Here is a 24682-nt window from a genome sequence, read left to right as displayed (position 1 = left end):
TCTAAAAGAAAAACACAGGACAATGGCTGGCAGAACAAGCTGCGGTATTTGTGGTGTGGAACAACTTGCTCAAGTAAAACAACATTGCAATAATTTTAAACAATCTAACCGCTTGCAAACACTTAATCCCACTATTTTCAACTATTGCTTAATTCAGCTTGAAGCTGCTCAACAACCCTCACAGCGAACAGGAGCAGACCACACTGCTGCATTTTACCCCTACAGGGGAATTATTAGCGATTCGAGAAGATGTCGGCAGACACGTTGCCCTTGATAAATTACTGGGTTGGTACGCTAAATCAGAAAGCCCATTAGGCTTTGTTTTCACTACCAGCCGAGCTAGTTTGAAATGGTACAAAAATGCCTTGCTTGTAGCATTGAAATGCTATATGCCATTTCTGCTACAACCGTAATGGCAATACAAATTGCACGTCAAAATCATTTCAGCCTACTTGCTTTTACACGCCAAAATAAAACAACCCTTTATTCTGGCGAGCGACGCATTTGTTTAATTTGATAATCATCAACGAAAAAATAGCGAGTTTTCACTCGCTATTTATTTCTATATAAGCTATTAATGACTATTTCAACAACAAATTGCCTGTTATTTCACACCAGCGGCATCACGCAATACATCAGCCTTGTCAGTTTTTTCCCAAGGGAAATGCTCACGACCAAAATGTCCATAAGCCGCAGTCTCACGATAAATTGGACGAATTAAATCCAACATTTGAATTAAACCGTAAGGACGTAAGTCAAAGTGTTGATAAATTAATTTCACCAACGTTTCATTTGATACTTTACCTGTCCCAAAAGTTTCCACCATAATAGACGTTGGATCTGCGACACCAATTGCATAGGACAACTGAATTTCACAACGATCCGCCAACCCTGCGGCAACAATATTTTTTGCAACATAACGTGCAGCATAAGCCGCAGAGCGATCCACTTTAGATGGATCTTTACCTGAAAATGCTCCACCACCGTGTCGTGCCGCACCACCATAAGTATCCACAATAATTTTACGTCCTGTTAAACCACAATCCCCCATCGGTCCCCCAATCACAAAACGTCCTGTTGGGTTGATAAAATATTTGGTATTTTGATTTAACCACTCACTTGGCAGAATAGGCTTAATAATTTCTTCCATCACCCCTTCTACCAACTCTTTTTGTGAAACCTGCTCAGCGTGCTGGGTAGAAAGTACGACCGCATCAATCCCAATAATTTTATTATTTTCATACGCAAAGGTTAATTGGCTCTTAGCATCAGGACGCAACCAATCTAATTTACCCGATTTACGCACTTTAGCCTGCTGCTCCATTAAACGATGAGCATAGGTAATTGGTGCTGGCATTAATACCTCTGTTTCATTCGTCGCATATCCAAACATTATGCCCTGATCACCAGCCCCTTGCTCCAGTGGATCAGCCCTATCCACGCCTTGATTAATATCTGGTGATTGTTTACCAATCGCATTCAACACAGCACAAGAATGTCCATCAAAGCCCATATCAGAATGCTGATAGCCAATATCGCAAATGACTTGGCGGGTCAAATTTTCCACATCAACCCACGCAGAAGTGGTAATTTCCCCGCCCACTAACGCCATACCCGTTTTAACGTAGGTTTCACACGCCACTCGAGCTTTTGGATCTTGCTTAAGAATTTCATCTAATACAGCATCAGAAATTTGATCTGCAATTTTATCTGGGTGCCCTTCTGATACTGACTCAGAAGTAAATAAATTAATAGCCATTTTTTATCCTTTTGATCTATAACATTATTGATTAACAAACAGTCTGAATGATAAGCGGTCTGAATCTGCAAAAATTTTGCATTTAGATGTTTTTCCGTCTAGACGTCTATAATAATTTTTTTAGTCCATAAGGGCAAATTATTTTTACTTTCTCAACCTAATCGTCCTTTACTCCAAATACAACAAATAAGACTTCCAGACAGCAAAAAAAGCGATCCGCAGCTATTGCATATATTTACAATCGATACTCACTAGATAAGAGTCGTTTTTATTTGGTTAAATTAAAGAGATTTGAATGACACATTTTAAGGAATATCTCTGTGGATAATTTCGATGTGAGAAAGTCGATAGATTGATCAGAAAAATAGAGAGAATTTGAGCATCATAGGAAGAGTGCAACCAAAGACTTTATTAATGATATATAGTAGACGGAAAAATCAAAAGATATCGTGGGAAGCTATCTAGAGGAAGAATTGGAGGTCTATTTGGAACAACTTCAGGTTCTGCAGAAACACCATTTAGAGACTTTTTTGATGGACTTTTATAAGATTTTGGAAGTAACAAAATATGAACAAGATCTATTACAATGCGATATTGAAGAAATAACATTACCTTTGGTCATACAGTATGGTAGTTATTTTATTTGCTATTCAAAAGGATAACGGCTACTTATCAAAAAGTAAAAAACAGATCACCTATATAATAAAATAGAGTGTATTATTTTTCATTATTTTATACTGCGTTTGTAGCGTTTAATGTTATACGCAATTGGTAAATTGATCGTTAATTGATTACGATTGCCAATAACTTCTTGAAATGGTGGAGGAAATGGCGATTTATGGCGAATTAGTTCAAGTGCGTGGTCATCTAATATGGGATAACCACTACTGGCATGAAGCTCAATATGATTGACTTGCCCTTCTCTCCCAACTGTTATTTTAACTCGTACAACGCCCTCTATTCCGCCAGCCAATGCCATTGAAGGATAACCTTGATTATGTGCTAAATGAGCTAATACTATTGCTTGCCAGTTTTTTGTACGACCTTGCTTATCTGCTAAGCTACTCACTGGAGCAGTAAGTTGCCTCCCTTCCATTGGCGGCGGAGAAGAAGCGGATTGCTCAATAGAAGAAACATTGGATTGCTCTACTTGCTGCAATAACTCGGCTTTTCTTGGCTTATTGTTTAATTTTTTCTTCGTTTCTTGCTTTTTGCTTTCAGAATCCCCTATCTTTTTCGTTTTAGCAATAATGTTCGGCTTTACTGCTTCAATTGTTTTACTCACTTCTGGTAACATTTGTTCAATGGGTGGTTCATCAAAATTATCCACATTTTGCACAGCTTGTTGAACATAATTTTGTTGTTTCAACAAACCGATAGGCAAGTCCGATATATTCACAACCATAGATTCGGGAAAATCTGAGAATTCTACCATCAACATATGGCTGGAGATAGCGGTCGATTTCTCTGATTCTTTTGCAGAAATGTAACTAAAAATAGCCAAATGAAGCATAATTGATAAGATAAAAGCAATGCTCCAGTGAAAATGTGCCTCCCTGTATTTCATTGCATTTCTTCACCTTGATTTAATCCAACTAAACCGATTTTGAGGTAACCTGCTTGACGTAAAATATTCATCACACCCATCAGTTCTGCATAATTTACTTGCTTATCAATGTGAAAAAAAATCACTGAGTTAAAATTGCCTTGTGTTTGTTGATAAACATTATCTGCTAATTGCTCATGCGTTATTGGCTTATCACCCAAAAAAAGTTTATTTTCTGCCGTCAATGATAATATAATAGGCTTATCAGTTGATGCTGTTGATTGACTATTACTTGCAGGTAATTCTAAAGGAATAGTAACAGTAGAAATTGGGATTGTTACCATAAAAATAACCAGCAGAACCAGTAATACATCAATAAAAGGAGTAACGTTTATTTCGCTTATTTCTTCTTGTGAAGAGTTTTCAAATTTCATCATTGCAATAAAGTTAATTTTTGTATGTCAAGCGATTTAGCGAAACATCTCGCTTTAATGTCAAAAAAAAGTGTGCAGCAATACGGTTAAGTTGCTGCTGGAAATTTATACTTTGACGGTTAAATTGGTTATAGATGACAACAGCAGGAATTGCGGCAACAAGTCCTAAAGCTGTGGCAAATAATGCTTCTGCAATGCCTGGTGCAACCACAGATAGCGTAACATTTCTAGCATTTGAGATACCAATAAAACTGTTCATTATGCCCCATACCGTACCAAACAGCCCAATAAAAGGCGTAACCGCACCGATTGTTGCAAGAATACCAATGCTATAACGTGTTTTAACTTGCCACTCTGTCATCTTTTGCGTAAGTCGATCTTCTACTCTCTGAATAAAATCCTGATCATATTGCTGCTGACTACACACCATCTCATCGTCAATTTCCGCCAGTAGACTAGTCGAAATATGAAAATCGGAACGGCACACTTGCTGGCGTGCTTCAGCAAGCGTATTGGTTTTACTAAGCTGTTGCAAAGCGAGTTTACATTGGCGAGCGTATCGCCAAAGCTGAATCGCTTTTGCAAAAAAAATAGTCCACGTTAGCACCGAGGTAAACACTAAAATAACCATTACCATTTTTACAACGGAATGGGCATTGTGATACATTCCTTGTATGGAAAAATCATGTGCGAATGTTGAATTTGCAAATAAATCTACTGCTGTAGGCTCAGCAAATGCTGAGCCTACAAATAGCATCAAGAAACTATAAATAATATTTTTCATTATTTATCCGTTTTTTGCGTACCAAACATTAAGCGGTTTTCGCCATCGCCAATTTGTCCAACGATATTTTCAACATTTGGTCCTGCCAAAACACCGTAATAGGAGTCGATCGTGATTACTTTTTCAGCCAATTTAGTATTTGGATCGCTATTCGAATCAGATTCTTTCGCATTGAGCCAATCACGGTGTGAGATACCATTAATCACGACTTTATCATAACCATCAAAGCTCATCACACCATCACCATTTCTTTCTATTTTTGTTTCTTGAAGAATTAAATCAACTTTAGAATACTTTTCACCTTTATCGGTAACATCGCCAGCATTATATGGATCGTGTTTAAACTCTTCCTTACCATAACCTAAAAATTTACTATGATATTTAACTAAACCATCAAAACGTGTTTCTCCTGCCACTTTGCCACTAATTGTCTTTTTCGCAAAATCCACATTCAGTGTAATATCTGCCGAAGCGGCTTCTGTTGGTGTTTTACCTTTTACGCCATCTTTATAACCTACTAGCTTGCCTCGATAAGTAGCTTGACCTGTTTGCTTATTAAACTGCTCCTCTGTCGTAAGCTGTGCATTGTAAAAAGCAACTGGCTCATACTTAGGTTTACCTGCATCGTCTTTAATTGGATCATCAAACATAAAAGTGCCATAGCTTGCATATTGTTGATTAACAATTTGGAAAGTACCCACCAACTTGCCCTGCTCGTCTGTTACCTTAACCTCATTCATTTTATAAGGATCAATGGTGCTTGCTGATTTTCTAATTACATCAGCAATATTTTTCCCTTTAGTCAGTTTATCTTTTTGTAAACCATTCATCCCATTGGAATAAAATACCACATTGTCTTTTGCAACAGGCGGTTCATTAGCAAATCCACCCTCAGTGCTGGTTAATACCTTAAATCCTCTCTCAGCTAGCGGATAAGTTGTTTGATAAGTTGGCTGCGGTTTTGTCTCTACTTTAGACTGGGTTACGCTGGCTCCATCATTTTTTGGTGCAGCCGAATTTTTGGTTGGTTCATAAGATGATTTACTACTTGAGCAGGCTGTCAATGCAAAGACAAACACAGCAGGTAACGCAAATTGCGAGATTTTCATTATTTTCTCCTTGAATAAAATAAAAGTGGATAAAAAAACACTAACTCAGATGTTAAAAATAAAATTAAAACGATTAAAAATAGTGCAAGTCATCAATTAAAAGCGAATTTCTGTCCCCAACAAATAAGTCCTACCTCGTGCAGCATTGGTATAGCTAAATTTGCTATCATCAATATGCTGTGATTGTGTCGAATTAAGTGCATTTAACGCATCAATATAATTTCTATTTGTAACATTCTGTACTGTCGCTTTCAGTAGAATATGATCATTTAGCTGATAATGCGCATATATATCAAAAATGATTGGCATACTCGGCACATCTTGCAACAGGTCTTGTTCCTCCACTGTCAGCCCTTCGGGGGAATAGCGACGGAATTTGCCAGTATATTTAGCAATACCACCAAACGTTAATTTCTTATTCAATGCCCTCCCCCCCACATCAAGTGTGGCATAATCCCTTGGTAATTCAGTTACGCTAATCGTGCCAAAACCAGTCCCTGTTGTGCTAGATGCATTATAATGATGGTTAGTTTTTTGATAGCTGTAAGTCATTGAAGCAAAAGTATTCTTGCTATCATAATGTACAGAAACTTCAATACCTTTATTGGTAACAGGTTTTATTGCATTCACATTCATTTGAGCGTGAAACGCGGCGGGGGCAAGATCACCATGAATATTTCTAGTTAATCCGCCATCGTTCAATAAATAAAAGCTCACACTATGAATATAATTTTTAATCCGAGCCTGATAGCCGACCACCTTAAGTCCTAAAAAATCCCCTTCTTGCAGTACATTTTCTTTACGACTGTTAAATCCCCACTGCCACGTTGCCACTTCCTCAGGCTTTAAAAATGGGTTCATAGAACTTGCACTCTCATTATTAAAAAAGACTTCTTGTACATTAGGAACTCGAGTATTTTGTGAATAACTCACAAATGGTTTGAACCCATCATTGATTTCCAAGGTCAGCATAGCCACGCCATTTAACGCACTGCTATGTAAACGCATTACTCCTTCCCCAGTTGGCACACAATTTTGCGAAAAAATTCGCTTACCAGATTCAACTAAATAAGTTCGACAAGCAGATTTAAACCCCCTAACCTCACCTACGGTATATGTCAAACCGCTATTAAATAAAACAATACCTTTTTTCACTTCAGATTCAGCATAAATGCTCTGTAATTTTTGTGTGCCCTCAGGCGAAAAAGTAGTATGTTCTAAATTATCTTGATCAATGCCTACTGCTGATTTTTCATAACGATTATCAAACATACTCGCCCCTAGAGTGAAACTGGTCTGCGTATCAAGCAGCGAAATAATCGCAATATTTTGCAAATTTAAATAGCGAGTTTCATTCTGTGTCCGCCCTTTCTCCAGCAACCAAATCAATGAATCCTCATTAAAGCGTTGTTTACTTTGTGTTTTTGCAGCTAAAAATGAAATATTTAACAGCGGTGTTGCAGGGCTATATTGATATTTTAACTGCGATGCCCGATTATCTATTTCCCTACCACCAACGTTATTATCAAATTGGTTATACCCAATAAGAAACTGATGTTGAGGATTCGGGCTGAACTCTAGCTTTGCTAGATAAGCAGTCGGCTTTTGCTCAAGCTTTTTCACCGCCATATTCTCAGACAACCTTACACCGCTGCCTGTTTTATAATTTGCCCCTATTGTTTTGGCACTATATCCCAGTAACGCACCAACCTCTCCTTGCGATAATATTGATGTTTTGCCCGCAAGTGTCAGCATTCCCCCTTTGCCAATTTGATTTGTACCATACTGCCACTTAGACAATATACCAACCTGATGGTCATTTATCAGCACATCATCAACATCAAATGTGCGTAAATTGGCGTGTCCCATTAAACCATTCACGCCACCAGCTCCAGAAGCATATCCACGAACAATATCCGCTCCGACTAAAAAATCAGGGGAAATCATTGTGCCAAATTGACTTGTTGGACCATATCCGTTCTCTTCAGAATGATATTTACCATCAGAATTTGCCGATGTGCCATAAAATGCTTGCGGCACACCATCAACCATCGTATTGACACGCCCAAATCCGCTCTCGCCTCGGATATTAATACTCACCGTTCCTTGTGTAGGATTGATATTTGTATAACTACCCGCCAATGCACGCACCACGCTATCCAACGATTGCATTCTTTTATCTTCAGAAATTGAAATAGAACTTACCGCACCAGAACGAGAATATCCTTGTCTTTCCATACTTTGCTTCTGAGCAATGATGTCTAATTCTTCGAACTCCAAGGTCAATGTTTGATTATTTTCCGCCCAAGCGATTAAAGGTAATAACACAGGTATCAGTACTCTCGCCACAGGACTTAACTGCAATTTCATTCATTTTTCTCCATTTTTATTTACTGGTTGTTGCTCTTACTCAATTCACAAAGGCTTAGTTAAACTTTTCGTTGCGATGTTTTTTGCTCATTTGTCAGTTATCCAAATAAAATCTGCCTGTTTTTGCTCAATATCTTGCTTCGAACCAAGCTTTAAAACAACATAGTCACTTTGCTCATAATCATCTAAATGCAACGGCACACCGACTGATTTTGAAGTATGTACATTGCCTGCAATCAATATACTCGGCTTATTTTTAACTAAAATCTCAGCCATTCGACGATCTTTAAATTGTTGAGTCTGCACAAATTTTTTAAGCTGTTTATCCTGTATTTCAACACCGTGATGAGCTTGTGTGATAAGTGCTTCCAATTGTTGCTGAACGGATAGAGCTGTCGATTTTTTACCTATTAATGGATAAGCACCCTGCATAATCGTTCGAATTTCCTCTTTATCTAAATTTCCGCCCATCAATCGATGCTGAGAATTAACAATCGTATTAACTAGTTCTCCATATTGCCGCCAATCCCAAGCTGCTTGCCAGTTTATATGCTTTGGCAAGATGTATAAGCGGTCATTATTTATCATATTTTTGCGTATAGCCGATAGTTCTTGATCCAGTGTTTTTTGTTGTGTAGAAGGCAACATTTCCAAGACAACTGAACGTGGACTGTGCAACTGAGCTATTAACCAGCGTTGGATATCGTGATGCAACTTCACATCATGCCGCTCACCAACCAAAATTAACGGTGATTTTTCCAGCTGTTTAACCAGCGATTCGACACTGATGTATTTTTGAGCCTTTATATCATAAATCTGTGCTTGCTCAGGCTCAAAAAGTGTGCTGCAAGCCGCAAGACAAATGGATAAACAAATAACACACAAGATTTCTATAATGGATTTTTTCATTGTAAACAAATAAAAAATAAAAATAATAATGATTATTATTCTATATTAATAAGATAAATTTACAAATAAAAATAAATTCTATTACAATTTAAAAAGCTAAAATAGCTGCAAAATGTTCAAGAAATATAGTTATATTGGTAAAAATGACGAGGACAGAAAAACTGAAAAGAAGAGAACAAAAAACCCTTCTGACTTTTAGACTTGGTCAAGGAAGGGCGAATAAAATAATCTAGAATTGAAAGGAAATTATTATTTTGGCTGTGAATGTTGTGGTTGTGAAGCACCACCAAATTTTTGGCTTAATTCAGCTTCGAGCTTCTGTAGTTCAAGCACCGTATTTTGTAAATTTTCAGTTTTATTTTGCAATCTTTGTTTTATTTCTTCCGTTGCTACTTTTTCTGGTGCCATCATAATATTAACAGATTCATTCATTACATCACTAGATCCCACTAAAATCTCTCTTAGCTTTCCTTTTAAAGCATTTACTTCAACGTGTTTAATATCAAGTTTATCTAGACTGACCAATACCTCATCAAGTGTCCCTTTAAACGCCTTAAGTGCTTCTTCAATTTGTTTTTCATCTTGACTTTGTAATTGCTCTTGTAATGATAGTTGTGCAGTTTCAATTGATTTCTCGTGTTCTTTATTCCACTCAGCTAATTTGTTGTAATCCTCAACACCAACTTGATCCATTACTTGTGTAGATTGTACATTTGTTGTTTCAGTCGCTACAGGGGCTTGCGTTGAAGAAGCTGGTGCTTCAGCTGGTTTATCACAAGCCGCTAAAAAAAGAGAAAACAATGTAGCAGCAGTCATCTTAGTAAATTTATCCATAATATCCTCGAATAAAAAAGTAAATAAAAATAACCTTACCAATAGGTTATAAAGAATACTACTCAAAGACATACTATTTGTAGTTTAGTTCACATTTTGTTTTTATCATCAGCAACTTGATGAATAACTAAACATTTATTGCTTGTTCAATGAGTAATTTTTTCACTACAGGGAGCTGGTTCGTTATGGTTAAGCCCACTCCTCGAAGTAATTTTTTTAATGGATTCTCACCCGTAAATATCTGCTTAATCGTCTCCATCGTTGCTAACATTTTCATCGCATCAAGCTTACGCTCTCGCTCAAATTGGCGAAGCTGGCGATATTCTCCAATATCTCGCTCCTGCACTAAACTCATTTGAATAGCATCAGCAAGCATAATTATATCAGAAAATCCTAAATTTACTCCCAAACCAGCTAATGGGTGGATAGTATGGGCAGCATCACCCACTAATGCGAGGCGAGGTTGAGCAAAATCACGAGCATAACGTGCAACAAGCGGATAAATGGCTCGGGGATTTTGCAATTTAGACGGATTTTGTAATTCACACAAACCAAGCTGATTATTACTTGCAACAGTCAGTGCTTTATTAAATTCCATTTCATTGCAGTTTAAAAGCTGTATGGCTTTTTCTGGCGGTAACGACCACACAATCGAACAATAATGCTTATCAGGTAGCGGCAGTAGAGCCAAAATACTGTCTGAGGTAAAAACTTGACGTGCCATTTTTTGATGTGCTTCTTCAGTTTTAATTTGACACACCAAAGCACTGTGCGAATAATCACGGCTTACAAGTGGGATATTAGCCTGCTGGCGTACCCAAGAATTTGCTCCATCAGCACCAACCACAAGTTTGGTAAAAATAACTTCACCATTTTCAAGTATTAATACCGCACCATTTTCAGTAATACTCATATTAGTCGGCACAGTATGCAAAATTTCTACATTCTCTTGCAAATTAACTAACTGATAAAGTGCATGCTGAATATCGTGATTATCCAGTATAAAACCTAATTGAGCTAAACCAAGTTGTCTGATTGCACTATCTTGTTGTTCAAAATGCAACTTAGCAAAACTGTCTTTTTCCCAAATCAACATTTGGTGATAAGGCGAACGCTTTTCCTGCGGAATATATTGCCATAAGCCGATCCTATCAAACATTTGTTGGCTTTTTGCATTTATCGCACTCACTCGCTGAACTGAATTTCCCTTCAAGTTAGGCTGTGATTTCTCAATAATTTTTATCTGGCACGAACTTTGTGCTAGTAATGCAGCAAGTGCCAATCCAATCATTCCACCGCCAACAATCACAATATCCGCTGTTTTCATAAATTCATTTTATGCTTTTCTAAACTACGATGACGTACCTGTACCTGCTTATCTCTACTAGCAAAGTATTTTACCAACTGTTCCGCAATGAACACTGAGCGATGTTTTCCACCTGTGCAGCCAATTGCAATTGTCAAATAACTGCGATTGTTTTGTTCCAATGCAGGTAACCACATTTCTAAATAATTACGAGTTTGGTAAATAAAATGGTGTACTTCAGGTTGGCGTTCTAAAAAATCAACGACAGGCTGGTCAAGTCCCGTCATAGGACGCAACTCTGAATTCCAATGAGGGTTAGGCAAAAAACGTACATCAAAAACATAATCTGCACTCGTTGGCACGCCGTATTTAAAACCGAAAGACTCCACTATGATTTTTAGTTCTTTTTTAGACGTACCACGCAATAATTCACGCAATTTTTCTGCCAATTCGTGAGCAGAAAGATAAGTGGTATCAATCACATAATTGGCTTGATGTAATAATGGTTCGAGATGAGAATCTTCCAACTCAATGGCATTTTCTAAAGTTGGTTCCTCACTTGCCAATGGATGTATCCTGCGAGAGTCGCTATAGCGACGGATTAATGTTTTACAGTCACAATCAAGGAATACCAACTTAACACGAATATCCGATGGAAGTTTTACCAGTACAGCGTCCAGTAGTGCCGAATCTGCTGGCAAATTACGCACGTCTAAGCTAACTACCGCTGCTTGATAAGATTTCGCCAATAATTCCGCTAATTGAGGGATCAATGGCAACGGAATGTTATCCACGCAGTAATAACCAACATCTTCTAACGCTCGAAGAGCAACAGATTTACCCGCTCCAGAACGTCCACTTATAATAATCAATTCCATCTCTTGCTATCTCTTTTATTCCATCTTTCATTGTGTTTGATTTTTTATCCAAGCTAAATACTCAGCCAAGTGGTTCCGCATAGTCCAAAATTTGCCAAATATCTTCAACACTCTCTGCTGCTCGTAAATTCCTCAGCACATTTTTATTTGTTAAAACTTGTCCAATATAAGCTAAATAATCTTGATATTTTTCACTGTCATTTTCAGGAAACAAAATAGCATAGATTAAATCGACCTCCCTATGATCACTTGCATCATAATCAATGGGATTTTCCAATTGCAAAAATACCGCCATTGGTTCATTAAAAAATAATGGCTCACTAAGCGACAATTTAGCGTGTGGCAGAGCAATTCCGTGATTTAAAGCAGTCGAACCTAATTTCTCTCGCTTAAATAAATTTGCAAAGCATTCAATAGGACAAACTTGTCCTTTGTTTTCTGCACAATTCTGCTGTACCAATGCCTCATTGGGTTGATTAAGCTGGTTTAATTGCTTTGCTATAAGTTTAGCAACCAATTCCAAAGCACGCTTCTTACTAGAGACAAAAACATTATGCTGTACATTTTGTAATGCAAGGAAAGTCGTCAGTTTCAAAGTTTAAAACCTTCACCTAGGTAGACACGTTTTACATCTTCATTGGTAAGCACCGCTTCAGGTGTGCCTGTTGCAATCATTTTTCCACTACCAACAATATACGCACGCTCACACACAGCTAATGTTTCCCTCACATTATGATCGGTGATCAATACACCCAACCCACGCTCTTTTAAATTGACAATAATTTTTTTTATATCAATCACAGAAATGGGATCAACACCAGCAAAAGGCTCATCAAGCAAAATAAATTGCGGATTAGCGGCCAATGCACGAGCAATTTCTACACGGCGACGTTCCCCACCAGACAAAGCCTGTCCTAAGTTCTCTCGAATATGCTCAATATGAAACTCCGCAATTAGTTCGTCAGCTTTATCTCTGCGTTGTTGATCATTTAAATCCTTACGCACTTGTAACACCGCCATCAAATTCTCATACACACTCAGACGGCGAAAAATTGAGGCTTCTTGTGGCAAATAACCAATGCCCTGCTTAGCTCGCTCATGCATTGGTAACAAACTAATATCACGTTCATCAATTCGAATTTTACCTTGATCGTGGCGAACTAAACCCACCACCATATAAAAAGTGGTCGTTTTTCCTGCTCCATTCGGTCCAAGTAAGCCGACAATTTCGCCAGCTTTAACATTCAAACTCACCCCTTTGACCACTTGGCGATTTTTATAACTTTTAGCTAAATTTTCTGCATACAGAATTGACATTTTTCGCTCTACTTTTTCTTTTCTTGGCTTTTCTTTTCTTGAAACTGCGTCGGCATTAATACAGTTTTTACACGAGATTTATTACTACTAGTTGCATTTAATTGTTGTTTCTTCACACTATAAGTTATCTTCTCAGCTTGGATAAAACTGTCTAGTTGCTTAAGTTCTGCACGCCCTGTAAGTGTTAAAAACTCTGCTCCTAAATCATAACTAATCTGATTTGCACGTCCTTCTACTCGTTTGCCATCGTCTAATGTTTGTTCAAAAATAACAGGACTGCCCATAGCTTCAATTTTTTCTTTTTTGCCCTCTTGACGAATAATAACAACCTTAGCGGCATTGATCTTAATCGAACCTTGTGTAATCAATACATTATCACTGAACGTAACAATATTTTTTTCAATATCCAATGACTGGCTGCCTGAATGCACATTAATCGGCTGTGAAGTATCACTCTTTAATGCGTAAATTGCCCCAGAAAATGTAGATAACACCACAAGGAAAAGCGATTTTATCGTAGCTTTCATACTTTATTATTCCTCTAATTCTATATGCCTTTAATTTTATCTTGCATTACTTAATAAAAATACACTCTTTATTTTAGCACCTACTGCTGCTTTTCAAGCAATATCGGCTCAAGATAGGTTCGAGTATCTTTCAACAGGGTCGCAATTTGCTTTTTAAGATTGCCTGATAACCCAATGCCTGAAGTGTTAAACCCCAGTCCTGTTGAAACCACTTCACTTTCAGAAGAAATATCTTGCGTAATCAAGTCCACTAATAACGTTTGAGTTTCCAAACGTTGTAAACGTGAGTTAGGCTCAATATTTTCAAGTCGAATATCGCCTGTTAAATAAAGCAATTTTTCTTGCGTAATTTCTGCGTGATTCGCAGTAATTTTCCATTGCTCTTTTGCAGTATTTGTATTAAACAAATATAACAACGGTTGAAACAATTCGGTTTTAGCCGTTTGTTCATAATGTTTGATCTCATTTGCTTTTGCAAAATATTGTGGCTGACCGTGCATATCATAGACTTTAGCAGAGACAGCTCTGCCAATGTATTCTGGCTCACCTTGTTTTTTAATCAAACGTGATAAATCGCCGATCTCATTTGGTTGCATACCTAAATACCACCCAATTAACCCTGCGACCATCAGCAGCAAGACACCATTTAAACGTTTATTCATTTCGCTATACAATTTTCTACTACGTTCTACCACAAGGTTGCAGTACAACCGTTGCTAATACCCTTCATTTAGGCAGCATTATGCCATAAATTCAAGCTGTAAGGAAAAAGGTTTAGAGACGTATATGACACACCCTCACACATCACGATTACCCAACTGCCTCAATGACATTCAAAATCCGTTTATCCGAAATGGGGTATTTTGTCCCAAGCTGCTGAGCAAAAAGACTCACTCGCAACTCTTCAATCATATAACGAATTTCCAACACCTCATCAGGAATGGCTTTCGATTTTGGTAATTTCCCCAAAAGCTGCCTATATGCAGCCTCAACTTGCTCAACTCGCAACATTTTCGCACGATCTGCATTAATATCAACGCCCAATTTATCTAAACGCCTATCAATAGCGGTCAAATAACGCTGTAAATCTGCAAGGCGTTGATAACCTATTTGGGTAACAAACTCAGGATAAATCAATCCATTAAGCTGGGCTTTAATATCTGACAAAGCAAATGCCATCGTGAAATCCATTCTGCCTTTCATTCGTTTATTCAATTCAAAAGCAAGTGTCAAAATTTTCTCGACTTGCAAGGCAATTTCAACGGTAGTGTCGTTTAAATTTGCTCGCACAAATTCGTGTAGCTGATGAAATTTTTCTTCCGACCAAACTAATCCACCAAACTCATCAATTAATTTATCCACAGCACAAGCAATACAATCATCAATCAATGCTAACACCTGACCAAATGGTGCAAAATACAAGCCTAATTTCGCTTTATTCGGCAATTTTTCGTGCAAATATTTAATCGGTGAAGGCACATTGAGTAATAATAAACGACGTAATCCTGCTTGCATTGCTCTTGCTTGCTCAAATTCCGTTTCAAATAATTTCACCCCTACTGCAGTCTTCTCATCGACAATCGCAGGGTAAGCTCTCACACTAAAATGGGCTTTTTTCTGCTCATAACACTGTGGTAACTCAGCGAAATTCCACAAATGTACACCGCTTTGCTCAATGCCATCATCAGCAATAGTCGAAAGGCTAGACTGCACCTGATCTTTCAACGCAAATTTCAGTTCATCTAAATTTTCACTTTCTTGAATTTTTTTACCTTTTTCGTCCACAACACAGAAGTTAATCCGTAAATGTGAGGCAAGTTGAGTTAAATCCCAAACGCTAGTCTCAACAGTAACGCCTGTCATTTTACGCAATTCTTGACTTAAACTGACTAATAATGGTTGTTTATAAGGCTCAACCCTCGCCAAAAATGCCTGTGCATAATTGGGAGCAGGCACAAAATTTCGGCGTAAGGTTTTCGGCAACGATTTAATTAATGCCACCACAAGCTCTTGACGCAACCCTGCGATTTGCCAGTCAAAGCCTTCTGGCTCCACTTGATTTAGCAATGGCAGCGGAATATGCACCGTGACCCCATCGTGATCTTGTCCCAATTCAAATTGATAACTCAATTTCAATTTAAGATTGCCTTGATACCAAAAATTAGGAAAATCCAAATCACTCACAGTCTGAGCATTTTCATTCATCAAGAATGATTTCTCAAAATTCAATTGTTCTGGATCTTGTTGGCTAGCCTTTTTCCACCAACTATCAAAATGGCGGCTGGACACCACTTCTGTTCCCACTCGCTGATCGTAAAACTCAAAGAGCGTCTGCTCATCAACCAAAATATCTCGGCGACGAGCTTTATGCTCCAACGCTTCCACCTCTTTGATCAAGCGGTGATTTTCTTTAAAAAATTTGTAATTATTATGCCAATCACCTTCCACCATTGCCGAGCGAATAAAAATCTCACGGCTCACTACGGGATCGATTGTCGCATAACTCACTAAACGATTTGACACAATCGGAATCCCATACAGCGACACTTTTTCATACGCCATCACCGCACCACGAGATTTTGACCAATGCGGTTCGCTGTAGCTTCGCTTAATTAAATGCTGAGCCAAGGGTTCAATCCACTCTGGCTCGATTTTTGCAGCTGTTCTCGCCCAAAGTTTCGTGGTCTCAACCAATTCTGATGCCATCAACCATTTAGGCTGTTTTTTAAAAAGGACTGAATTTGGGAATACATAAAAATGCGCATTTCTTGCCCCTAAATAATGCATTTTTTCATTATCTTTTATACCGATATGCGACAACAATCCCGTCAATAAAGCGGTGTGAATTTGCTGAAAATTTGCAGGCTCGCTATTAATCGGCAATCCCATTTCTCGCACGCTCAAACGTAGCTGATGATAAATATCCTGCCATTCACGCACACGCAGATAATTTAGGAAATCTTTCTGACACTGTTTGCGGAGCTGATTTTTGCTCAATATTTTTTGCTCTGCCTGAATATAATGCCATAAATTGACAAACGCTAAGAAATCCGATTCTTTATCTGCAAAACGGCGGTGTTTTTCATCTGCGGCTTGCTGGCGTTCTTGCGGACGCTCACGGGGATCTTGAATGGATAAAGCAGACACAATTATCATCACTTCGTGCAATGCACCATTTTGGCTTGCCGCAATCACCATACGCCCTAAACGGGGATCGATAGGCAATTGGGCAAGTTGGCGACCGATTGTCGTCAATTTATTCGCCTTTTCACACGCAAAACGTGGCGCCCCAACTATTGCCCCTAGTTCTTCCAACAAACGAATACCGTCTTGCACCTGTCTCGTATCAGGACGATCCACAAATGGAAATGCCTCAATATCGGATAATCCCAGTGAGGTCATTTGCAAAATCACCGAAGCAAGATTGGTTCGCAAAATTTCAGGATCGGTAAATTCAGGCCGTGCGTTGAAATCTTCTTCTGAATAAAGGCGAATACAGATCCCCTCACTCGTTCGCCCACAACGCCCTTTTCGCTGGTTAGCGGAGGCTTGTGAAATTGGCTCAATCGGTAAACGCTGCACTTTAGTTCGATAGCTATAACGAGAAATACGAGCCGTTCCTGTATCAATCACATATTTAATATTCGGAATGGTTAGCGAGGTTTCTGCCACATTGGTGGCTAAAATAATCCGATTTAAACTGCTTGGCTGAAAAATCCGCTGCTGCTCTTGTGCTGATAAGCGCGCAAATAACGGCAAAATTTCAGTTAGCCTCAAATTCTGTTTTTCCAACGCCTCCGCCGTATCACGAATTTCCCGCTCACCGCTCATAAAAATTAAAATATCGCCTCGCCCTTCGGCTTGTAGCTCATCAACGGCATTCAAAATACCTTGTAACTGGTCTTGATCTTCTTCCTCCACAACAGGGTGATAGCGAACTTCCACAGGAAAAGTTCGTCCAGAGACTTCAATGATTGGTGCATTGTTAAAATGACGGGAAAAACGTTCCACATCAATGGTAGCAGAAGTGATGATCACTTTAAGATCAGGACGTTTGGGCAAAATTTGTTTGAGATAGCCTAAAATAAAGTCATTGTTCAACGAACGTTCGTGAGCTTCATCGATAATCAGCGTGTCATACTGATTGAGGTAGCGATCCTGCTGAATTTCAGCCAGCAAAATGCCGTCTGTCATCAATTTCACCAACGTATTTTCACTTATCTGATCGTTAAAACGCACCTTATAACCAACCGTTCCGCCCATCTCGCTTTTTAGCTCGTCTGCAATGCGATTTGCCACCGAACGAGCGGCTAGGCGACGAGGTTGAGTATGTCCAATCAAGCCTCGCACACCACGCCCTAGCTCTAAGCACATCTTCGGTAGCTGGGTGGTTTTACCTGATCCTGTTTCACCTGCGATCACCACCACTTGATTTTCTGCAATTAACTTTAGGATTTCCTCTCGACGAGCAGAAACAGGTAAATCAGGATAATCGATCGCAATGGTCTGTTGTTGCAATTGACGAGCGGTAAATCGAGTCTGACAAGCGGTCAATTGTTCTTCTATTTTTGCAATTTCAGCTGCTTGCAACGCTGCTTTTTTTAGGCGACCAATCCCTTTTATGCGACTAATCAAATGACGCTCATCAACCAAGGTCAGGTTGTTGAGTTGAGACCGTAATGCTTGTTGTGCTGGGCTATACTGTTCAGAATTCGATCTCGCCGCTTTTGGACGAATCACGCTGGAACCTCTAGGGTTATCTATCTTTTTCATTTTATGCTTCTTTAAATCTAATTTTGCTTTCTAAGCTATTTCTTAATTTTTTTCACTTATTACAACAGGCGACATATCCAGTTTTTTTAAAAAAGCCTGCTCTTGGAAATTCACTGGAAAATGGCAAGCAAATTCGTGCTGCTTAAACTTACGCAATGGCGGTTTTACCGTACATTTTTTTTGAGAAAAAGGACATCGAGGGCCTAAACGGCAACCAATCGGCATATTCTGTAACATCGGCATACTGCCCTTTAACGTATTGAGCTGTCCTTTAAACAGCAAAGGTTGTGAAAAATCAGGCTCACTATGTAACAAGGCATTTGTGTAGGGGTGATAAGGCATCTGCATAATGACATCTTTACTTGCTATTTCAACGGTCTGTCCACAATACAGCACGTTAAATGTATCCACCCAATGATGTATAGCAACCATACTGTTACTGACCAAAATAATTGAAGTATCCAAGTTTTTATTCATACTTGATAACAAACGGTAAATTTGCAATTGAGTCGTGGCTTCCATTGTATTAGTTGGCTCATCAGCTACCAACAAGCGAGGCTGGTTTGCCACCGCCATTGCAATCATTACTTTTTGAGCTTCGCCTTGTGTAATATCAGACGGATAACTCTGCATAATATCTTGATGATCCTTAATCCCCACACGGTGGAGCAATTCCACCGCTTTACGTTTTTTCCAACCAAACCACTGCCACCATTTGCCCTTAAAACGAATCGTTGCCACAAGTTGCTGACCAATTGGCTGACTTGGATTTAAACAAGAAAGTGGATCTTGGAAAATCATCGAAATCTGATCACCTACCAGCTTACGCCTTTGGGCTGGCGTGAGTTTAAGTAGCTCAACATCATTAAAACGGAAACGGTCAGCACTGATAATCCAATCATCTTTGATTAAACCACAAATCACTTTTGCAATTAAACTCTTGCCTGATCCAGACTCCCCCACCAAACCGCAAATTTCCCCTCTAGCAACGGTTAAATTGATATTATCAACCATTTTAATCCGCCCATTTGGGGTATCAATTTCGATAGTGAGATGACGAATATCTAACAATGCCATTTATTTTATGCTTCCTATTTCTACCACTTTGAGGGGGATTTAATAACGGTATTTTTCCAATACTCGTACCATACTGTTACCAAACAACGTGACAATAAAAATCACAAGAATAATCGCAACCCCAGATAAAATCACAGCCCAAGGCGAAAGATAAATCAACTCCATTGAATCACGAATCATCGCCCCCCACTCAGGCATTGGACTTTGAGCCCCTAACCCAATAAAACTCAAAGCACTAATATCCAACACAGCGATCGAAAAAATGTACGACAGCTCTTTTAATGCCACAATAATTAAATTCGGCAAAATCACCTCTACAACAAGTTGCCAATGGGTTACTCCTTCTAAACGTAGCATTATCACATAATCTTTAGCTAATTCTTGCTGGGTAGCTTGATAAATTTTGTGGCTAAAATGTGGCAACATCGCCAAAAAAACTGCCAACACCGCATTGACTAAACTCGGCTCCATTAACGTGGCGATGATAATCGCAATCAACAAAATAGGCGTAAATAAAAACGTATCAAACAGATGATTTAATAACGTAAAAGAACTCCCTTTTTTAAGGGCTGCTAAAATGCCAATCAGCCCCCCCAAAAAGGCAATCACAAAAGTAATCGCTAATGCAGCCCCTGCAGTATAATGAAATCCATATAAAATACGGCTGAAAATATCTCGCCCTAAATCATCTGTACCCAAAAAATGACTAAATTGCCCAAGAGCGTGCCAAAATGGTGGCAACAATTCCTTGCCAATAAACTGGCTCTCTGCCGCATAAGGGGCAAGCCCCCTTCCCAAAAGAACCAATACCAACAACATTGAAAAGAGATAGATACTGACTAATGCAATCGGATCTCGTTTTAGTTCACGCCAAAATTGCGAAAAATAAGCCACCTGCCGAAATTGTTCAACTTCATCACGATTTAACATACCAATCCTTTTTCTGATAAGGGTCAAGCATTGTGGTGAGTATTCGAGCCAGCAAATCAATCATCAAAATAAAGCCTCCAATCGCCATCACCCCTGCTGAAATCGCACGATAATCCTGCAAATTAAGTGCGGTAATAATCCAACGTCCAATCCCTCCCCAACTCATCACATTTTCAATCAACATTCCAAAAGCAAAAATCAAGGTAATATTACGAGCTATCGACGGAATAAGAGGAAAAAGCGTATTGCCAAGAATATGCGTACGCCATACTTTTAACGGCGACCAGCCTCTTGCCTTGGCCACTTTGACATAATTTTGCTGCATCACATAGCTCGCTCGCAGATGTGTAATGCGTAAAATTTCTAATGTCGCAGGTATAGATAAAATCAACGTGGGTAGAGCTAAATGTTGTAACGCATTTTGTATCATCGCCAATTTATAGGGTGAATCCGACAAGAAAATATCAATAATTTTTACCCCAGTTACCGCTGGCACATCATAAATAGGGTGCAGTTCGCCCACAGCGGAAATGCTCCATTGCTCAAGCGATGCATAGGCTAACAACACAATCGCCAGCCAAAAAACAGGAATCGCAAAACTGACATTCCCCATTGCAATCAAAAAACGCCCAATCACCGTCTCATGCTTAATCGCCACCCCAAAGCCCAGTGGAATCCCCAATAACAACGACAAAAATGAAGCTGATAAGCAAAGCGATAAGGTAGTAGGAAAAACAACTAAAATCTGCTGAATAATCTGCTCCCCTGTCTGATAACTCACTCCTAAATCACCTCGTAGCAAAGCCGTCAAATATAGCCAATAGCCCCAAAAATAGTTTTCTTGGGCAAGCGAACTGAGCGGATCACGCAATAAAATATGATAGCTAATAAAAGATAGAATGGTTAATGTAATCAGCGTCAGAAATATTTGACGAATAAAGGCATTCCACATTTTTCTCTCACTCTCTGTTATTCCACTCTAATGTGCGACAAATTGACCTGACCAAATGGCGTTAAGCGGACTTGTTTCACATTATTTCTCACCAACAATGCCTGCTTCACATTCACTAACGGCAAAATAGGCAACGTCTCAATTAACCGCTTTTGTATCTGCTGATACAGCAATTGGCGAACTTCACTTTCTTCGCTTAACCCCACCGCATCTAATAACAAATCCAGTTTGGGATCACACCAATTTGCCAAATTCGTTACCGAATGCTGTGCTTGACAACTTAACAATGGCGTTAGAAAACGATCAAGATCAGCATTATCTGCCAACCAGCTTGACAAAATTAAATCATAATCCGCCTGCCCTTGCTGCAATTGCTGAATAAAATATGCTCGGCTAACTTTACGCACCTTTAAGTTCAAACCACTTCTCGCTAAATCCGCTCTGATTAACTCCGCCATCTTCAGCGAATGCAAATGGTGAGCCTGATTTTCGTCCACAACCCACAATAACAACGAATTGGCTGGTAAATCAGATAAGCGGTCAGTTTCCTGTAAATTTTTACGAATAACACTCGTTGATACCCCATTAGGTTGTGCCACATTGTCTATCACTTGCTCTCCTACCACAGTTTGCCCTTTTTCCCAAAACAGCTTTGGCAACATCGTATAAGCAGGCTCTGCCAATCCATAAAATAGCACCTTTGCCAACCGCTCACGAACAATTGACTGTGCAATCTGCTGACGTAACGCCCTATCTTGCATTTTAGACCGTCTCATATTAAACGCTAAAAAAGCTATATTTGCCCCTTGGCTCTCTACCATATATCCCTCTTTTGCTAGACGAGCTCGTAGCGGATTAGAAGAGTATTGTTTAGATAAAAATGGAGAAATCAATAATTGGCTGGGTTCGGGGAACGCCACAATATCACATTCGCCATTTAAAAATTTTGCCATTCTTCCCGTGCTAGTAGTTGAAAAATCCACAATTACATTTGCCACATTCGCCTTTTCTCCCCAATAGCCTAAATGAGGAGTCAAACGCACATAATCATTTTGTTGATATTCACCATCAAAACTTAACTGATAAGCCCCTGTCCCAACAGGCAACAGATCTAATTGTCGCAAATTATTACCAGCCTCAAGCTGCAACGCATATTCTTTCGACAAAATACTCCCATACTGGCTTGCCAAATAAGTCAATAATGAAGCATTGGGTTCAGCCAATTGAATGTTTATCACATCATCTGCCAAAGCAGTCATTGATACAATCTTAGTATCCAGATTAGATTGCTTTAAAGCAGGCTCGTCTAACATTCGGTTTAACGAAAACACAACATCGTCAGCATTCAAAAAGCGAGTGGGCGTAAACCATTTTGTCTGATGAAAAGCCACATTTGGACGTAAAAATAGGGTTACCGATAGCCCGTCTTCACTCACCTCAAAGTGCGATGCCAACGCAGGCATAAACTTGTTTTCAATAGGGTCAAACTCAATTAATTTATCGTAGATTTGCTCGTCTACTAAATCTGATGAATGCGTACAAAAAATTAAACTTTGCTCTCGTAATATACTGGGAACAACGGCAATGGAAGAAGAGGAAGCCGAGTTAGCATAGGCGGTCAAATTTAAGAAAAAAATTGCAAAAAAAAGCGTATATCTGACCGCTTGTCTTATCTTATTCATCTTACTCATCACTTATGTTTCCCAATCCCATAAGCCCGTAACTTATTTGCCACAGCAGTATGCGACAATCCTAAACGCTGTGCTAATTTGCGTGTACTTGGGTATTTTGCATAAAACTTACTCAACAATCTTGCTTCAAACTGATTCAGACATTCCTCAAGCGAGATTTGCTCGAAACTATCCACATCTATCTCATCGACAAAATGAGTCTCAAAAATACGCTCTTTGGGCAAATTCAAATCCTCAATTCGTAACTGACCATTTGCCATTGAACAGGCACGGTACAAGCTGTTATAGAGTTCACGCAAATTACCCGACCAAGGGTAACCCAATATAGCCTGAACAAATTGCGTGGAATAGGGGGGCGGCGTGATCGCAAGTTGCTGACTAATTTGTTGAATAAAATCCTCAACTAATAATGGCAAATCCTTGCGACGCTCACGCAATGGCGGCAAATTCAACACCAACACGTTCAAACGATGGTATAAATCCTCTCGCATTTTCCCTTCTGCAACCCACCGTTCTAGCGGTTTTTGTGAAGTACAAATCACTCGCACATCAACCTGAATTTCTCGATCTTCGCCCACACGGCGAAACGAGCCATCATTCAAAAAACGTAACAACTTGGCTTGCATTTCAAGAGACAATTCTGCGACAGAATCAAGCAATACCGTACCGCCATTAGCATATTCAAAAAAACCAACACTTTTTCGCCCCTCGCTCTGACTATGATAGCCAAACATCTCACTTTCTGCTTCATCTTTTGGCAAGCCCGCACAATTAACGGCAATAAATTTTTGTGAACGACGACCACTAAATTGATGACAGGCTTTTGCAAAGATATCCTTGCCAGTTCCTGTTTCGCCTTGAATTAACAATGGTGCATTTAACCGAGCAAATTTTTTCGCCTGTTCAACCACCGCTTTCATTTTGAGATCTTGAGCCACAAGATAATCAAATTCACTGCGTTGATTTGACATAAATGGCGACAGCTCTTCAATTAAATTAACCGCAACAACTCCCGAAAGCTGTGTAATCAAGCCTATCAACCGTTTCTGCTGTGCCTTACACAATGTTTCTGTATGTAAATAGGTCATTTCCTTTTCTACACATTTTCTTATCTCAAAGCTCTCAAAATTAACCTTCTCAATAATCAATAAGCCTAAAATCTGTTGTGCTGACTTAATTGAGTCAATACATTCAATCGCCAATCGCATACATTGCCCCTATCCTTCTCCACGTTTTGCCTATTCGAGACTTTCAACTTTACGATGTGTAAATATTTTATCCAATCTCACCGCTTAGCATACTATGATCATACTCTCGAACAAGCAAAAACGGAAATTTTTGTTTACAACAAAAATCCCCCCAAGCCGAAACTTGAGGGGACTGGATTATCGTAAATAGATAAGAACGTTCTTTTTACTTTTTAGCTGTCTTTCCCTTTACTAAAAGAGAAAAGAGGAAAAAAAGAAAGCCACGCAACACCCTACCA

At 39.1% G+C, this 24682-nt stretch carries 20 protein-coding genes and 1 pseudogene; 1 reads left to right on the top strand and 20 read right to left on the bottom strand.

The annotated features are described in order from the left end of the window. Position 1 precedes the first annotated feature (1 nt). A pseudogene (locus EV693_RS08720) lies at positions 2-517 on the top strand (formate dehydrogenase accessory sulfurtransferase FdhD); the annotation flags it as partial. An 87-nt stretch (positions 518-604) separates the two neighbouring features. Here the strand turns inward: EV693_RS08720 and metK are convergent. The 20 genes from metK to EV693_RS08620 form a co-directional block, all read right to left on the bottom strand. Continuing rightward, on the bottom strand, positions 605-1759 hold the full coding sequence (metK, locus tag EV693_RS08715; protein ID WP_132501985.1) for a methionine adenosyltransferase: 1155 nt from the start codon (positions 1757-1759) through the stop codon (positions 605-607). A 727-nt stretch (positions 1760-2486) separates the two neighbouring features. Then, the gene (locus EV693_RS08710) at positions 2487-3326 is read right to left on the bottom strand and encodes an energy transducer TonB (RefSeq protein WP_132501984.1); all 840 of its coding nucleotides are present in this window, start codon (positions 3324-3326) and stop codon (positions 2487-2489) included. Further along, positions 3323-3742 (bottom strand): biopolymer transporter ExbD, encoded by a 420-nt coding sequence (locus EV693_RS08705; RefSeq protein WP_207906503.1) that lies wholly within the window; start codon positions 3740-3742, stop codon positions 3323-3325. Before EV693_RS08705 ends, EV693_RS08710 begins: the two co-directional genes overlap by 4 nt. A 10-nt stretch (positions 3743-3752) precedes the next feature. After that, positions 3753-4523 carry a tonB-system energizer ExbB gene (gene exbB / locus EV693_RS08700; protein ID WP_132501983.1) on the bottom strand — a complete coding sequence of 257 codons (771 nt, stop codon included), beginning with the start codon at positions 4521-4523 and terminating at the stop codon, positions 3753-3755. Beyond that, positions 4523-5632 carry a hypothetical protein gene (locus EV693_RS08695; RefSeq protein WP_132501982.1) on the bottom strand — a complete coding sequence of 370 codons (1110 nt, stop codon included), beginning with the start codon at positions 5630-5632 and terminating at the stop codon, positions 4523-4525. Before EV693_RS08695 ends, exbB begins: the two co-directional genes overlap by 1 nt. Before the next feature lie 96 nt (positions 5633-5728). Continuing rightward, the gene (locus tag EV693_RS08690) at positions 5729-8002 is read right to left on the bottom strand and encodes a TonB-dependent receptor domain-containing protein (RefSeq protein WP_132501981.1); all 2274 of its coding nucleotides are present in this window, start codon (positions 8000-8002) and stop codon (positions 5729-5731) included. Between the two features lie 87 nt (positions 8003-8089). Next, positions 8090-8911 (bottom strand): ChaN family lipoprotein, encoded by an 822-nt coding sequence (locus EV693_RS08685; RefSeq protein WP_132501980.1) that lies wholly within the window; start codon positions 8909-8911, stop codon positions 8090-8092. 249 nt (positions 8912-9160) lie between these two features. After that, complete coding sequence (locus tag EV693_RS08680) at positions 9161-9745, bottom strand: lipoprotein HlpB (protein WP_132501979.1); 585 nt, start codon at positions 9743-9745, stop codon at positions 9161-9163. Positions 9746-9872: 127 nt separating this feature from the next. Next, positions 9873-11072, bottom strand: coding sequence for an FAD-dependent monooxygenase (locus EV693_RS08675; protein WP_132501978.1), 1200 nt, complete (start codon positions 11070-11072; stop codon positions 9873-9875). After that, positions 11069-11929, bottom strand: a complete 861-nt coding sequence (gene rapZ, locus EV693_RS08670) for an RNase adapter RapZ (protein ID WP_132501977.1) — start codon at positions 11927-11929, stop codon at positions 11069-11071. The genes EV693_RS08675 and rapZ overlap by 4 nt, the downstream gene beginning before the upstream one ends. 61 nt (positions 11930-11990) lie before the next feature. Then, the gene (locus tag EV693_RS08665; RefSeq protein ID WP_132501976.1) at positions 11991-12524 is read right to left on the bottom strand and encodes a PTS sugar transporter subunit IIA; all 534 of its coding nucleotides are present in this window, start codon (positions 12522-12524) and stop codon (positions 11991-11993) included. Further along, positions 12521-13246, bottom strand: coding sequence for an LPS export ABC transporter ATP-binding protein (lptB, locus tag EV693_RS08660; RefSeq protein ID WP_132501975.1), 726 nt, complete (start codon positions 13244-13246; stop codon positions 12521-12523). The genes EV693_RS08665 and lptB overlap by 4 nt, the downstream gene beginning before the upstream one ends. An 8-nt stretch (positions 13247-13254) precedes the next feature. Further along, the gene (lptA, locus tag EV693_RS08655; RefSeq protein WP_132501974.1) at positions 13255-13773 is read right to left on the bottom strand and encodes a lipopolysaccharide transport periplasmic protein LptA; all 519 of its coding nucleotides are present in this window, start codon (positions 13771-13773) and stop codon (positions 13255-13257) included. An 80-nt stretch (positions 13774-13853) separates the two neighbouring features. Further along, positions 13854-14435: an LPS export ABC transporter periplasmic protein LptC gene (gene lptC / locus EV693_RS08650; protein WP_132501973.1), complete on the bottom strand. Its 582-nt coding sequence runs from the start codon at positions 14433-14435 to the stop codon at positions 13854-13856. 148 nt (positions 14436-14583) lie between these two features. After that, positions 14584-18546, bottom strand: coding sequence for an ATP-dependent RNA helicase HrpA (gene hrpA, locus EV693_RS08645; protein ID WP_132501972.1), 3963 nt, complete (start codon positions 18544-18546; stop codon positions 14584-14586). Between the two features lie 42 nt (positions 18547-18588). Next, on the bottom strand, positions 18589-19623 hold the full coding sequence (locus tag EV693_RS08640; RefSeq protein WP_132501971.1) for a peptide ABC transporter ATP-binding protein: 1035 nt from the start codon (positions 19621-19623) through the stop codon (positions 18589-18591). Between the two features lie 39 nt (positions 19624-19662). Further along, positions 19663-20553: an ABC transporter permease subunit gene (locus EV693_RS08635; RefSeq protein WP_132501970.1), complete on the bottom strand. Its 891-nt coding sequence runs from the start codon at positions 20551-20553 to the stop codon at positions 19663-19665. Further along, positions 20540-21505 (bottom strand): ABC transporter permease, encoded by a 966-nt coding sequence (locus EV693_RS08630; protein WP_132501969.1) that lies wholly within the window; start codon positions 21503-21505, stop codon positions 20540-20542. The genes EV693_RS08635 and EV693_RS08630 overlap by 14 nt, the downstream gene beginning before the upstream one ends. 17 nt (positions 21506-21522) lie before the next feature. Next, entirely contained in the window at positions 21523-23187 is a 1665-nt protein-coding gene (locus tag EV693_RS08625; RefSeq protein ID WP_132501968.1) for an ABC transporter substrate-binding protein, read from the bottom strand. An 8-nt stretch (positions 23188-23195) separates the two neighbouring features. After that, a complete protein-coding gene (locus EV693_RS08620) occupies positions 23196-24404 on the bottom strand; it encodes a sigma 54-interacting transcriptional regulator (protein WP_132501967.1) in 1209 nt (402 codons plus the stop codon). Between the last annotated feature and the right edge of the window lie 278 nt (positions 24405-24682).

The organism is Nicoletella semolina (assembly GCF_004345745.1).
Classification (GTDB): Bacteria; Pseudomonadota; Gammaproteobacteria; order Enterobacterales; family Pasteurellaceae; genus Nicoletella; species Nicoletella semolina.
The sequence above is the reverse complement of the archived record's forward strand: the minus strand, read 5'-3'. Positions and strand labels throughout refer to the sequence as shown.